General features: G+C 37.3%; 17 protein-coding genes. 7 read left to right on the top strand and 10 right to left on the bottom strand.

Annotation, left to right across the window (positions count from 1 at the left end):
* Positions 1 to 102 precede the first annotated feature (102 nt).
* The 4 genes from HUX68_RS13300 (at position 103) to HUX68_RS13315 (ending at position 3,499) form a co-directional block, all read left to right on the top strand.
* Complete coding sequence (locus HUX68_RS13300; protein ID WP_174615291.1) at positions 103 to 681, top strand: nucleotidyltransferase family protein; 579 nt, start codon at positions 103 to 105, stop codon at positions 679 to 681.
* 182 nt (positions 682 to 863) lie between these two features.
* Positions 864 to 1,121: a hypothetical protein gene (locus tag HUX68_RS13305; RefSeq protein ID WP_246206681.1), complete on the top strand. Its 258-nt coding sequence runs from the start codon at positions 864 to 866 to the stop codon at positions 1,119 to 1,121.
* A gap of 126 nt (positions 1,122 to 1,247) precedes the next feature.
* A complete protein-coding gene (locus HUX68_RS13310) occupies positions 1,248 to 1,772 on the top strand; it encodes a DinB family protein (RefSeq protein ID WP_174615292.1) in 525 nt (174 codons plus the stop codon).
* 476 nt (positions 1,773 to 2,248) lie between these two features.
* Positions 2,249 to 3,499 (top strand): DNA polymerase IV, encoded by a 1,251-nt coding sequence (locus HUX68_RS13315; protein ID WP_174615293.1) that lies wholly within the window; start codon positions 2,249 to 2,251, stop codon positions 3,497 to 3,499.
* Positions 3,500 to 4,118: 619 nt separating this feature from the next.
* Here the strand turns inward: HUX68_RS13315 and HUX68_RS13320 are convergent.
* The 5 genes from HUX68_RS13320 to HUX68_RS13340 all read right to left on the bottom strand — a co-directional run bounded on the left by HUX68_RS13320 (position 4,119) and on the right by HUX68_RS13340 (position 7,148).
* Complete coding sequence (locus HUX68_RS13320; RefSeq protein WP_174615294.1) at positions 4,119 to 4,472, bottom strand: hypothetical protein; 354 nt, start codon at positions 4,470 to 4,472, stop codon at positions 4,119 to 4,121.
* 124 nt (positions 4,473 to 4,596) lie between these two features.
* Positions 4,597 to 4,944 carry a type II toxin-antitoxin system RelE/ParE family toxin gene (locus HUX68_RS13325; protein ID WP_174615295.1) on the bottom strand — a complete coding sequence of 116 codons (348 nt, stop codon included), beginning with the start codon at positions 4,942 to 4,944 and terminating at the stop codon, positions 4,597 to 4,599.
* Positions 4,931 to 5,197 carry a hypothetical protein gene (locus HUX68_RS13330; protein ID WP_174615296.1) on the bottom strand — a complete coding sequence of 89 codons (267 nt, stop codon included), beginning with the start codon at positions 5,195 to 5,197 and terminating at the stop codon, positions 4,931 to 4,933. Before HUX68_RS13330 ends, HUX68_RS13325 begins: the two co-directional genes overlap by 14 nt.
* Positions 5,198 to 5,465: 268 nt before the next feature.
* Positions 5,466 to 6,083, bottom strand: a complete 618-nt coding sequence (locus tag HUX68_RS13335; RefSeq protein ID WP_174615297.1) for an NUDIX hydrolase — start codon at positions 6,081 to 6,083, stop codon at positions 5,466 to 5,468.
* Between the two features lie 150 nt (positions 6,084 to 6,233).
* Positions 6,234 to 7,148, bottom strand: a complete 915-nt coding sequence (locus HUX68_RS13340; protein WP_174615298.1) for an SDR family oxidoreductase — start codon at positions 7,146 to 7,148, stop codon at positions 6,234 to 6,236.
* 134 nt (positions 7,149 to 7,282) lie between these two features.
* Between HUX68_RS13340 and HUX68_RS13345 the strand changes: the two genes are divergently transcribed.
* The gene (locus HUX68_RS13345) at positions 7,283 to 8,251 is read left to right on the top strand and encodes a helix-turn-helix transcriptional regulator (protein WP_174615299.1); all 969 of its coding nucleotides are present in this window, start codon (positions 7,283 to 7,285) and stop codon (positions 8,249 to 8,251) included.
* 226 nt (positions 8,252 to 8,477) lie between these two features.
* Here HUX68_RS13345 and HUX68_RS13350 read toward each other — a convergent pair whose 3' ends face one another.
* The 5 genes from HUX68_RS13350 to speD all read right to left on the bottom strand — a co-directional run bounded on the left by HUX68_RS13350 (position 8,478) and on the right by speD (position 12,455).
* Positions 8,478 to 8,690: a DUF2187 family protein gene (locus HUX68_RS13350; RefSeq protein ID WP_174615300.1), complete on the bottom strand. Its 213-nt coding sequence runs from the start codon at positions 8,688 to 8,690 to the stop codon at positions 8,478 to 8,480.
* A gap of 109 nt (positions 8,691 to 8,799) precedes the next feature.
* The gene (locus HUX68_RS13355) at positions 8,800 to 9,252 is read right to left on the bottom strand and encodes a hypothetical protein (RefSeq protein WP_174615301.1); all 453 of its coding nucleotides are present in this window, start codon (positions 9,250 to 9,252) and stop codon (positions 8,800 to 8,802) included.
* Positions 9,253 to 9,268: 16 nt separating this feature from the next.
* Complete coding sequence (locus HUX68_RS13360) at positions 9,269 to 10,273, bottom strand: DUF3231 family protein (RefSeq protein ID WP_174615302.1); 1,005 nt, start codon at positions 10,271 to 10,273, stop codon at positions 9,269 to 9,271.
* Positions 10,274 to 10,483: 210 nt separating this feature from the next.
* On the bottom strand, positions 10,484 to 10,954 hold the full coding sequence (gene tnpA / locus HUX68_RS13365) for an IS200/IS605 family transposase (RefSeq protein WP_174615303.1): 471 nt from the start codon (positions 10,952 to 10,954) through the stop codon (positions 10,484 to 10,486).
* A gap of 1,123 nt (positions 10,955 to 12,077) precedes the next feature.
* The gene (gene speD / locus HUX68_RS13370; protein WP_174615304.1) at positions 12,078 to 12,455 is read right to left on the bottom strand and encodes an adenosylmethionine decarboxylase; all 378 of its coding nucleotides are present in this window, start codon (positions 12,453 to 12,455) and stop codon (positions 12,078 to 12,080) included.
* A 216-nt stretch (positions 12,456 to 12,671) separates the two neighbouring features.
* Between speD and HUX68_RS13375 the strand changes: the two genes are divergently transcribed.
* On the top strand, positions 12,672 to 13,181 hold the full coding sequence (locus HUX68_RS13375) for a DUF4178 domain-containing protein (RefSeq protein WP_174615305.1): 510 nt from the start codon (positions 12,672 to 12,674) through the stop codon (positions 13,179 to 13,181).
* 71 nt (positions 13,182 to 13,252) lie between these two features.
* Complete coding sequence (locus HUX68_RS13380) at positions 13,253 to 13,924, top strand: PspA/IM30 family protein (RefSeq protein WP_174615306.1); 672 nt, start codon at positions 13,253 to 13,255, stop codon at positions 13,922 to 13,924.
* The last annotated feature ends 14 nt before the right edge of the window (positions 13,925 to 13,938 follow it).

Below are 13,938 nucleotides of genomic sequence, written 5' to 3' on the forward strand. Positions count from 1 at the left end.
CAATAACGGGCGCATATCTGGAATAAGATTTGGCGTCTAGGATGTAAAGAGTCATTTGCTGATAAGGAAATTCATAAAAGTAGGGAGTATACGAGAGCTAATATGGACTTAAAGAATGAAAAGGACATTTTAATAGTAATTAATGAAGATGATTGGATGATGGATATTTTAACGACGGCAAAGTCACTGAATTTACCCGATTGGTGGGTGTGTGCTGGTTTTGTTCGTTCAAAAATTTGGGATATATTACATGGTTATAGCGAAAGGACACCTATGCCTGATATTGATGTAATTTATTTTGATGATACAAATATAAGTGAGACCGAAGAAAAAAAGCTTGAGCGAAATCTGAATAATATGCACCCTAATATACCTTGGTCTGTAAAGAATGAGGCAAGAATGCACCTTGTAAATAAAATTCCATCTTATTCATCGTCATTTGATGCTATATCCAAATTTCCAGAAACAGCAACATCCTTAGGCGTAAAATTGGATGAACGTAATGCTTTAACATTAGCTGCCCCACATGGAGTTGATGATCTTTTGAATTTAGAGGTAAAGCCAACCGATTATTTTAAAGAGGATAAGGAACGTGTTGCTATCTATGAGGAACGTATAGCAAAGAAAAATTGGAAATCAAATTGGGATAAGATTAAGATTCAGCATATTAAGTCATATTAAACTAACGGACGCAGTCTGAATAAGCAATCCGAACATATACAGATCGTGAAGGTGAACCGAAGATAATTCTTGAAAAAAAGTTTATAAAACTATACTGCAAACGGGCGCTAATCTTTAATAAGAGTTAGCCAATATTGATCATTGAACCCTTTTGTGAAACAGTGTTATAAAGGGGGCTAAACTTGAATAAAAAGGATATTTTAGGGACTTTATCGATACTAACGGTTTTAATTAGTGTGATTTTCTTCTTTATCATAAGAGGACCAGATGCGAATTTAATTTTAGGTGTAATCGTGTTTGCTGTGCTTTCGGTGCTTGGTATTATTTTTGCAATAGCCTCGAAAAAGTTTTGGTGTATTTTAATCGGAATCATATTAAACGGAGCAGTATTAATAGGTGCTTATTTCCTTTTGCTTGCAATGGGAATTAGTGAGCCATAACAATTTTCGGTTAAAAATTGTACTGCGATACGATCGGGCGCTTTCACGGAATAAACAGAGTCCAAAAGCCAAAGGGGTAGTGTATAAATAAGCTACTATATCAAACATGAAAGGAAGAAGCTTTAAATGGCACAGCTTGAATTGCAGATGTATGAATATAATGAATGGGCAAATAGACAAATTTTCAACCGATTAAGGGAGCTTCCCAAGGATGTTTATCGTCAAGAAGTTCAAAGTGTGTTTCCATCGGTATCTCATGTTTTAGCCCATGTTTATCTTTCTGATCTTGGGTGGATAGAAGTTTTTTCTGGTAAAAATATGAATGACTCATTGATGCTACAAAAGCAACTAAAAGAGGAAACAGTGTCAAAAGAAATAGAAGAAATGGAAACGATGTTTCTTAAACTGTCAGAACGATACAAGTTGTTCTTAAGTAAAATTGAAAACATAGATAAATCTCTTGTGATTGAAAATCCGAATGGTGATTTGATGGAAACAAGTGTATTTGAGCAAGTTCCCCATGTTGTGAATCATGGAACATATCATCGAGGCAATATTACTGCTATGTTAAGACAGATGGGTTATGCTTCTGTTCCGACAGATTATGGCCTTTATTTATATTTAAAACAAATGGAGAATAATCAAGAATGAATCTTTAATTTTGATTGTTCATGAATCGGGCGCGCTAACCGAATAAGTGCGTCCTTCTAAAAAGGGTCATTTAATGGGATAATCCCTTGTGAAGGGCCGATAATAATTATTAAACAAAACTATTCTTAGTGAAAAAATGAAATAAGATTCGAAAGGGGGAATTGATCTTGCTAGAAAACGTTACCACAGTCCTTATTGTTCTATCAATTTTTCTTATATTAATGCTAGATAACGCACTTTCGTATTCTATTTACGCCCTTTCGATTGCGTTATTAATCGGATTGATGATTTATAAAAACCGGAGCACTGGCCGTAAATATCTTTGGATTTTTTTGTCTTGAGCATTTTGGTTAAAAGAACAAATTAAGCAACTTTCCTAAATATCACATTTCAAGTGGTTAGATATTCCATTGATTATTTTTATCATTATTGCATATAATAGGAACAAATGTTCTTGTTGGTGGTGAAATTAATTAATGGATTATTCTCTTTATCCGCGCCATGATGTGTTATGTATTGATATGCGCTCCTTTTATGCAAGTGTAGAAGCCATGAAGCTAGGATTGGATCCTATGAAAGTTATGTTAGCTGTTGTTGGTGATCCAAATAGATCGGGTAGCATTGTACTTGCAGCTTCTCCTGCTTTAAAAAGTAAATATGGAATTAGTAACGTTAGTCGCTTTTACGAACTTCCAAAGGATCCTGATATTGTCATCGCACCAGCGCATATGGCCGATTATTTAAAGGTATCTACTGAAATAACTAAATTACTCAATCGTTATACACCTAAAGAAGCTATTCACGTTTATTCTGTTGATGAAGTCTGGGTTACATTAAACGGACTAGAAAAATTATATGGTGGATCGTGGCAGATTGCGGAAAAAATAACACAGGATATTTTTGATTCATTTGGTATCACCTGCAGCATTGGGATTGGGGATAATAAATTTTTGGCAAAAGTTGTTATGGACCTGCACGCCAAGCAACTTGGTATTGCCGAATGCAGATACGAGGATGTGGAAAAAAAGCTTTGGCCAGCTCCTGTTGAAAAAATTTGGGGAATCGGGAGCAGAATGAAACGTAATTTGAACCGAATGGGAATTGTTAATCTTGGACAGATCGCTAATTTTAACCTGAAATATTTGAAAAAGCATTTTGGAGTTATGGGAGAACAATTGTATTGGCATGCCTGGGGAATTGATTTAAGCCCCGTTTTCGGTGATTTTACTAAAACGAAGCAAAAAGGATTTGGCCACGGCATATCGTTGTTACGGGATTATAGTGAAGAAGATATCTCTGTTTGTATTCTGGACCTCTGTGAAGAAGTTTGCCGGAGGGCTCGTTCTTTCAATAAAGTAGGGAAAACAATTCACTTAGGAATATCTTATTCAAAGGAAACTAGAGGGGGATTTTCTCGATCACAGTCAATTCACCTGCCAACAAATGTGACAAAGGATATTTATCAGATTTGTATGCATTTATTCCAAAAGTTCTATGATGGGGAAAGCAAAATCAGACATGTATATGTAACATTAGATAATCTATTCGATAAAGAGAAAATACAATTGGACTTATTCGAGGATCGTGCTAAGAAAAACGATGTCGGGTATGTGATGGACGCAATTCGTAGTAAATATGGATCCACTTCTATATTACGTGCATCCAGTTATACAGATGCGGGAATTACGATAGATAGAAGTAAAAAGATTGGTGGCCATTATAAATAGGGCAAAAAATCCTAGTTGATTAATTCCTCATCTATAGGGCAGGTGTGGGATGACAAATCACTTTTTGTTGTGAGCGATATAATAAAGCCATTTTTAATTGGTGTTATAAAATTTTTACTAATACAGCCGCATTTCTTTGACTAGAAATGCGGCTCAGTTTCATTCTATAAGGTATACCATTAAAATCAATGAACAGCTTATGACCTGAATGAAAACAAAGGCACTAACTAAAAAAAGACCACCATTACAAGAGTAAAGGTGATCATAAATAAAAGGGGGTCAATTAGTTAGTTGGGAACATATATTCCCTTTGAGCATGTTTTAATTATAACCTCTTTATTTGAGTGAAGTCAATAAAAACGGAACTTTTGATTTTTTATTAAAGACGAACACTGTTGAATTAGAATACGCTTTTAATGTACAAACAGAAATGCTGCATAATTAGTGTCACTTTCAACGATATTTTGCACTAAGGAATAGATATTCAAAGCCTAATTCCTCTTTCTTTTGAACGAGAAATTAGGCTTATGATCTTTAACAATCGCGCTCTACTCTTGAATAGCCTATTCTGATATTAGTTGGTTTTCCTAACAGTTACTAACTCTGTTTTAACATTATTTCAGCCCGAATGATTCATTTGTTTCCTCGTATGTTCAGCTTCAATTTCCGCACTTAACTTGGGATATTGTTTTTTAAAGGCTTTTACCATCTTCGTGGTTTTACGAAAGGCGTACTTTTTAACCTCACCATAAGGGATCCATATCCCCCTATCCTGAATTTGCTCATATAGAGTCGAAATAACTATATCACGCTGATATGGAGGGAGTTTTCTTGTTGTACGTCTTTCCTTCATTTTATTGTGGTATAGTTTATAGAGCTCCGGCACTATCCAGTTCTTTTGCCTCTCTTTCAATTGTTTAAAACGTTTGTTTGTCTGAAGAAGCTTTCCATTTACCTTTATATGATTTTTCATCAAGACCATCCTTAAAATTCTACTTGATTTATTCCTTGAATTTTTCCTTAGTTACTATTCTCTCACTTTACTAAAGAAAGAAAAAGCACCTTCACTTATTGCAGAAAGGTGCCCTATACGGGAATTATTTTTTTCGCTTCCGCTTTGAACGTGCGGGTAAAATATTAATGACATCAATCTCGCAATCATTTTCGTAAACTGCATAAAAAATCAAATAATTTAACATTCGATGACGGCTTTTTCCGTATGTAAGGCAACGGAAACCTTTAAAAGGCCCCTGCTCGACCATCTTTCCGGCATATGGAAATGAAGATAACAGCCGATCGATTTCATCAATCATGTTATCTTCCTTAGAAAACCACCATTCAAGCACATCTTCCCCTTGCCCGGAAAAAAATGCTTGGATTTGATCCAAGCATTTATTAAACTCTTCCGTAAAATAAACTGAAAACTTCCGGTTATCTTCTGTCATGCCGTGATACCTTTAACTCTTTCGCGGTATATCGTCTCATATCCGGATTGTCAAGAAAACGTTGCAGTGATTTCTTTAATTCCGGGTACTCTTGGATTTCTTGTGCCAAATTATCGGGCTCCACATTCATGGTAGGTGTATCATGTGCCTCTAAAGAGATTAGTTTTCCATCGACAACAAACATTGCTGAATTTTGATCATTCATGGCATTCATGAGCTCTTCTTTGACATTTTTGCTCAATGGTCTCATCATTTCATCACCTCAAGGGTTACGTTTATTTATTACTCTTATTATAACACAGTAAGATACATCCGGAACATCATCGCATTATCCAACGGAGATGCTCCCTGTTTTTAATCCTCCTTTCCATGCATGAATGCACTTTCGCATTTAAAATATTTGCATTTTTTCACTGACTTTTGAGTAGTTGCTCTTCCACAATCTGTCCAACTGATGGACAAATTTATTCCGCAACTGCGCCCGTTTGATGAAGACAGTGGGTGACATTCCACTTTTAACATCAATCAAAATAGACAGTTTCTTGTGGATTATGTAAATGTTTAAAAGCCAGTTGAATTTGTGATTCGGTATTTCTAGCTATCGATAATGGTGGAAGTTCATTTTCACTAAAAAACTCAACTGCACTTGTTTCGATTCCTTTTTTTGGTTGACCACCGATGATTTCACATTGAATAAATATTTTATAAACGTGATACGGAGAAGGAGGATGTGGGTGGCATTTCTTATCAAGTACACCTATCACTTTTGTTGCTTTAACATCAAACCCTGATTCTTCTTTTACTTCATTGATCGCAACTTCACTTGGGGTTAATCCTATATCACCCCATCCGCCAGGTAATGACCAATCCCCGTCAGCATTTTCCCTAACCATTAAAAGCTTATTATCCTTAAATACAACAGACCTAATATCAACTTTTGGAGTGGCATAACCCGTTTCATTAGCAAACAAATTTTTTATTACTGTTTTGTCCATATCTGTTTGTTGTGACAATATTTCAACGCTCATATTTCTTATCAATTCAAATCTTTCCAAGTCGTATACATCTTTCGAGTAAGTTAGTCCTGCCTGTGCAATGGATTGAAGTTGTTTTGCCCACTCAAGCCATTTAGGTTCCATTTATCATCACCACCAATTCCATAATACCTATTATTTCATATCCCTTCCAAAATTTTAAACGGCACCTTCTTCAATTATACGGCCCGACAATAGCAAATTAGGCCCTGTCTTTTATTCCAGAATGGCGCCTGTTTGTTTAACATTGACTAACTATCTATAACCCTCTGCATTGGCAGGTTTATCAGCCTCCTGAACTTCAACTAAATACCTCCAACAATCAGGCTTAGAACCATCAAGATCAGTGAAACCATAAACTTGTGCAAGATTTCCGCTTGACAGAGATTGGCCGTTCCAACGTGATACTTTTGGGTCTCCAGCAAGAGCAGCCACAGCACGTCCCACATAACGTGGCGTTTCTGAGATAACGAAATGAGGTTCCTTCTTAGTAGCGTCACGCCAGTTTTCTTCCTTGACACCATAATGATCGAGCATAATTTCGGATCGCATCCAGCCTGGGGTTAAGGAGACCGCTGTGCAATGATGATGTTCTAATTCGCGAGCGAGCCCTTCCGCTATACGGATGACTGAACTTTTCGCTAGATCATAAAACATTGGTGATCGATAGTTCTTACTATTATACTCTTTCGTACCATCGGTCATTTCAATGACAAGTCCCCCTTCGTTTTTGATGAGCAACGGCAATGCATAGTGGCTCGTAACCAAATGAGTATCGATAGCTAAACGAAGCATCCTTAAGCCTTTTTCGAGCGAATGCTCCCATACACTCGCATTATTCCAGTCAACGAGATATTCACCGCCCCAAATATCATTTACAAGTATATCTAATTTCCCGTATTCTTTCTCAATTCTTTCAATCAAGGTCTGCACTTGTTCAGGTACCAGATGGTCAACTTGAACAGCAATTCCGACTCCACCTAAATCATTCACTAATTCTGCTGTTTCTTCAATCGTTTCAGGCCTCCCGTATTCAGAAAGCTCATTTCGTGTAGTACGACCAGTGATATAGACAGTAGCTCCTGCAGCCCCTAACTCCATTGCAATACCACGTCCTGCACCCCTTGTTCCACCAGCCACTAAAGCGATTTGACCTTTTAAAGACTTCATTTACATTCTCCTCACTTTACATTATTAAAGTATCTTTCAATTGATACTTTTTTGTAATATCTATAGTATAATCTATAATGTTGACACCTTATGTCATATAAAAATTTTTAATATATTTAGTTAGGTGGTTATCAATGCGGGCAGACAGACTTATTACCATAATATTGTTGCTACAAAATAATGGAAAATTAACAACGAAGGCATTGGCGAAGGAGCTGGATGTGACAGAGCGTACAATCCATCGGGATATGGAAGCCTTGAGCAGAACCGGCATTCCGGTTTTTGCAGAGCGCGGGAGACACGGAGGCTGGTCAATACTTGAGAGCTATCGTACAAATTTAACAGGACTAAAAGAATCTGAAATTCGTACGCTATTCGTTTCTCCTTCTACGCAATTGCTTGATGATCTGGGCATGACTCATACATCCGAGGAAGCAAGGAATAAACTGATTGCTTCGCTCCCTGCAAATTACCGTAAAAACGCTAAAGACGTCTGGAATCGTATTCATGTAGACATGAGTACATGGCGTAAACAGAAAGAAAAGATAATGTCTTTTGAAGTCCTTAAAGACGCCATATGGAAAGAAAATAAATTAAAAATTGAATATCAGCGGGCAGATGGAAAAACGAATGAACGTGTTGTAAGACCACTTGGACTTGTAGCCAAGGGAAGTCGTTGGTACTTCATTGCTTCCAAAGAGAACGATGAAAAACGAAATTACCGGGCATCACGTATTTTATCAGCAATACCTATAGAAGAAACATTTGAAAGACCTAAAGGCTTCAATCTTGCTCAGTATTGGGAATCATCAACAAAGGCTTTTATTGAGAATTTACCTAAATACGAAGTGCGGGTAAAGGTTATGCCTTCTATCTTGACGCGGCTAAAATACTCGGGTCAATTTGTTCAAATTGTTGAGGTTGAAAATAAAACTCAAGGTGATTGGATATCAGTTAAGCTTTCTTTTGATACCGAAGACGAGGCAAAGAGCCATATATTGGGATTTGCTGATCAAATAAAGGTGATTGAACCAAAAGAATTACACGATAAGATTCTTAAAATGGCTGAAAGCCTTGTAGCATTTTATAAGGATGGAAAGTGAAATCCATGTTGATCAAAAGTTAATATGATCAACATGGTTGGACTATCTATATCCTAATTTCACACGTATCTCGGTGTATCCCAATAGATTTTTAGCTGTATTCTTATTCAATTAAATGGCCCGTTTCAGAAGGACTCACTATTCGATTACCGCGCCCGTTTGCTTCATAGTTGCGTCAAAGTACTTGAGTCATGTATCCTAATATCCATTTACAAAAAAATTATTGCTAACCCACATCAACTACCCTGTAATTTTTGTGGGAGACAACCATATTGGAATAGCCATGATTCAGTTTATCATAATCTTTCATCGCCGATATATCAACCACAATACTGTTTGTTGTATTTGATGGCAAAACTTTGCCTTTCACTAAGATACTATCCTGTTCAAACTCGATAATTTCTCCAGTCTTGGCCTTATTTCGATCTGGTTTAAACATTTTGATCCTCCTCGTATAGTTCGTCGCTCTATAAGTGCTGAAAAATCCATGATCCAGTATATTTCCTTCTCTAATGAAAGAAGTTTCTAAATTTAAAAACTGGAATATATTAGGGCCTTTTTTCCAATATGTACAGCATGATCTTTTTCACAATGAATCCAACCAACACACCTGGTATCACAAATAATATCGGCAGCCATACGGGTCCGAGCAATACACCAAACAATGTCAATGTCTTAGAGTACATTAGACCGACAGTTACAAAATAGGCTGAAAATACAAACGGTAAAAATGCAAAACGTGATTTCTCTCCTTCTGCATCCTTAAAGGCATCCCACATCGCAAAGAAATAAAGACAAGGATAGAACATCAACCAGCCATAATTGGCTTGCATTATAGCTGTTTGAATGTCTCCTTGGAAACTGTACAGGATTGCCTCATTAAAATTTGCCTGGATATTAATGATAAATTCAAGGGTAATGAGTAGGATACCTTTGATGTATCTTCCGTTTAACAGCTGGCCGAACCCGGGGAATGCAATGGACCAAAACAATTTTTCCATGCCATCCACCGCCCCCCTACTTCTTTTTTGCTAATTCCTGACGATCAGCAGCCTCGGGCGGTTGTTCCATCCAACCGTAATGAATCATCATTTTCGCCCCATCATTAGTATATTGGGCAATTTCAGCCATTAAACGAGCATAATCGACACCTAAATCCCGACGTGGACTGGTGGACATTGATATGCCGTATTGTCCCATTCCTGAGGAAACCAATGCTGAAATATGATACATCATAAGCTTATCAGAAAAAGGGGATACGGTTGAATCAGTGACCTCGGGGGTTAAAGGGGTCACACCTGAAAGGTAATTTTTATGCAGTAATGAATTAAATATTTCTACATGTTTACCTGATATCTCTCTTCCTCTTTCCATATATTGACGAACGTTCTTATTTTTTGCGACTTGACTAAAACCCGTGATGAGCGCTTGGCCAAGTGCATTTCGCTTGGCATTATAAATAAGGCTGCCGATTTCAACGCCCAGTAATGGCCGAGGATCACCAAATAATCCACCGGATAAAAAGCTTGTATCTTTAACAAAATCCACTTGTTCAGGCGTTGGAATTTGAGGCGCACGAACATAAATCCCTTTTTCTTTGGCCATGCTTTTAGCCCAATTATGTAACTTTACTGTTTCAGATAGACAATCGGAATAATAATCAATAATGTCATTCCGAGACGACAGGGATAAAGCCAAACCATATGAGCTAAGCCCAAATTCCCCCATACTGAGGATATAAGATAAATACATTACATCTGAAAAAAGACGCGGAGCTTCAACATTGACATCATGTTCAGTAAATCCTACCGGAACCGGATAATTTTCCGATTGAAAAACATCTGTTACATGCTGAACATGCTGTTTGGAAATATCTAGGGCATATTCTAAAACGGAGCGAATATCCGGGTCTTCAATATTGGCCAGAAAATATTTAATTCCACAAATCGCCATTGAATCATTTTGATAAGATGTCCAAAGATTAGAGATTTCCGATGCTGTTAATTTTGGTTGATGTTCCATGGCTTGATGACCTCCAAAATAGTTTTTAGGTATTTTTTACGTTCTACCAAAAAATATTCATATGTCTCTTCATCAGAAATCAAAACCACCAGTGTGAACTGGTGGTTTGCTCTGCGGCTGAAAGCCTCTATTACCGGCCTCGGCCTAAAAGGCCCACTGAATGGTTTTCCCTTTTGCACCACACTCACTCGCTGATTCTAAAAGAATCTCTTATTTCTTTTTATTTTTCTTCCCCGTGAAAGGGTCGTATTCCTCAAATAAAGTTAACTGATCGCTCATATAGTCTTCTCTGAGCTGATTCCGTATATATTCTTGAATTTGATTTCTATTCCGTCCCACCGTATCTACAAAGAAGCCTCGGCACCAGAATTTTCGGTTACCATATCTATATTTTAAATTGGCGTGACGGTCAAAAATCATTAAACTACTTTTCCCTTTTAAATATCCCATAAATTGGGACACACCTAGCTTTGGTGGTATACTGACTAACATATGAATGTGATCTTTGCATGCGTTTGCTTCATGGATTTCAACATTTTTTCTTTTGCAAAGCTCCCTTATTATTTCTCCTATACTCTTTTTATATTTTCCATATATAATTTGCCTTCTATATTTTGGTGCAAAAACAAGATGATACTTACATCTCCACTGGGTATGTGCTAAACTATTCTTGTCCTTCATTGGACATGCCTCCTTATATGGCGAGATTTGGTGGTCGGGAAACCAACCTTATCTTACCATGAAGAGAGGCATTTTTTTGACCCCACGCTGGAAGCTCTCCGGAACCCCCGGCATAGCCAGGGGTTTTCAAAGACATTAAAAAAAGAACCCTAAAACATCAATCTTAGGGTTCACAAAACATATTTTGGACGGTAAAAGGGGATTCTCACTTGAAACCCTCACAAACCTCTGGACAGTTATAGTTTGTCACCTTTTCAAAAATAAATGCACGCAACAAAACGGATTTTTCCTTATTCCGCAAAATGGCCCGATTCTGGAATAGCCAATTACTAACACAGTACCATATTTTTCACGTAAGTACATAAATTTTAAACAAATTTTTATAATTTAACAAAAACTCTATTTTTAAGCTATACCCATTTTTTGCCGGTCATTAATCGAATGTACAATCAAAATCAACCTTTTCATGGATAGTCATTCCAGGAGTGGAACTAAAAGCTTATATTCTGGTCACACATTTGGTAACGTACAGGTCGCAATGTACCGGAATAAATAAAAATGTTTTTGACCAATTTATTCGGCAGCCCCCGACAAATCAACAAATTAGAAATGATTGGAATGTGTTGAAATGCTTTCTATTGGTTTCCTAAACCATGTGTCGCAGGTTCGAATCCTGCCGGGGGCGTATAAGCATTGTCACACCACGGTTTTATAGACAGTAATCCAGCCGTAAAGCTAAACGATAACCGGATATATTAAAAAGGCATAAAGCCCTCTTTTCGTTACTGTTCAACGTTAACGGAAGGAGGTTTTTTTTGGCAGTTAAGAAAGTATAAAATCCTTTCTTACTGCATAAGTGCAACTATGGCTGTCACCTAAAAGCTTGGTGACAACCAAGTTTTCTAAAATGCTTGTAAAACACGCTGTTTACCATCCAAAAAAATAAGTTTTGGAAGAATGTGTGAGAATATTTATATATTATGAATTTGAAACGATTGAATTCTGTTCCAGGACGAGAATGGTTCAAGGCATCAACAGCACGGGGGAAAACATCGACTGTTCGGGGCAAAACATTAACCGCACAAGGGAAACATTTGCTAAAGAATTTTAACTCACAGCTAAATTAATACTCTTTGATTGGATGTGGTCTAACCGGTCCCATACCCCGGGGAATTTCTTTTATCTCATTCGATTTGGACTCCAGGGCGTAAACAATATATTCAACAGCAATAGTCGGGTCTAATTTTGCCCCGCACGTATATACATCAATACTAGCATAGCCATGCTCCGGAAAACTATGGATGGTTAAATGGGATTCTGAAATAATGACAACTCCACTTACTCCATGTGGTGCAAATTGATGAAATAGTGCCTTGCGCACCGTTGCACCAGCCTTTATTGCCGCATCAACAAAAATGCGCTCTAATAAACTTATATCATTTAATATATCTATGTTACAATCCCATAGTTCCGCAATTACTTGTCTCCCCATAATTTCCATTTAAGATAATCTCCTTGGAATAATTTTTTTCCGCTTCTTTAACATCGTATATAGGGGAGTATAAATCGTTTTTTTAGTATTTGCAATTGGTTGTTCGTATCCCCGGCGGATTATGTGCAGCAACTGGGGGCTAAAAATGTATTGTATATTGAAACCTTTATAATGGAAATACGTATTACAAATGAAGCATATTATTTTGAGTAATGAGGTGAAATGGTGGGTCTGTTTTCCAAAATTTTTTCCAAAAATAAAAAAAACGAACCATTGCCTGAAGAAAGAACGGTGCTATCGATACAGATTGGCGATATTTTAACTTATGATCTCGTCGATTATGAAGTGGTGGGGAAGATCACATACCGGGATGGAAGTTATGAATGGTACGGGTATCAGTTATTGGAAGGACGTGATACAATTTGGTTATCCGCAGAAATGGATGATGAGCTGGAGCTTGGCATTTACAAAAAAATTCAGTTGACATTATCCAAATCCTTTCCAAAAGAACTCACCTATGAAAGTAATACTTACCATTTAGAAGAATCAGGTACAGCAAGGGTTGTTGGAGAAGGAAGAAGTGCTAATTTAAATGGAACAGAAATGAAATATGCTGATTATACGGATTCAGATGCGGCGTATAACATCAGTTTGGAGGACTGGGGAAATGAGATTGAAGCAAGCTTTGGCTATCCAGTCGAACCATATGAGATTAAAATTATGGCAGGTTCATGATAAAAGGCCGCGATGGGACATAGTGTTCATGGATAACGAATGTGTTCAACTAAATTTTAGGAGGAATATACATGTTCAAATTTTTTAAACGGATGTCAACGGTAGTAAGCTCGGAGTTAAATTCCATGTTGGATAAAGCGGAAGATCCAGTGAAAATGCTTGATCAATTCATGCGTGATATGGCTGAGGATATTCGTGAGGTGGAAACTGCTGTTGCCAAACAAATCGCCAATGAAAAAAAGCTGAAACGCAAGCTGGATGATGCTAATGCTATGGTGGAAAAAAGACAGAAACAAGCTGAGCAGGCAATTGAAGCAGGGAATGAAGATTTGGCGCGCCGTGCATTACAGGATAAGAATGATCATGAAGCAACCGTAACAACCTTACAGGAGTCATGGGAACGGGCCAAAACCGATTCTGAAGCACTGCGAACCAAATTAGATGAAATGAAAAAAGAATATCAGGAAATGGAGCTTAAAAAGGATTCCTTAAAAGCGCGTGCTGAATCCGCAAAAACAAGAACTAAAATTAATCGTACAATGTCATCCATCGGCAACGATGAATCCAAACAAGGGTTTGAACGGATGGAAGAAAAAGTAATGCAGTTTGAAGCAGAAGCAGAAACAAGTGAGGATTTATCCAAAGAAAGCCGTACATTGGATGACGAGTTTGAGGAATTAAATAAGAAGAATGATGTGGATGATGAATTAGCAGCGTTAAAGGAAAAAATGGGTAAAAAGTAAATAGGCCAGAAAAG

Source organism: Virgibacillus ihumii, from assembly GCF_902726655.1.
Lineage (GTDB): Bacteria > Bacillota > Bacilli > Bacillales > Amphibacillaceae > Lentibacillus > Lentibacillus ihumii.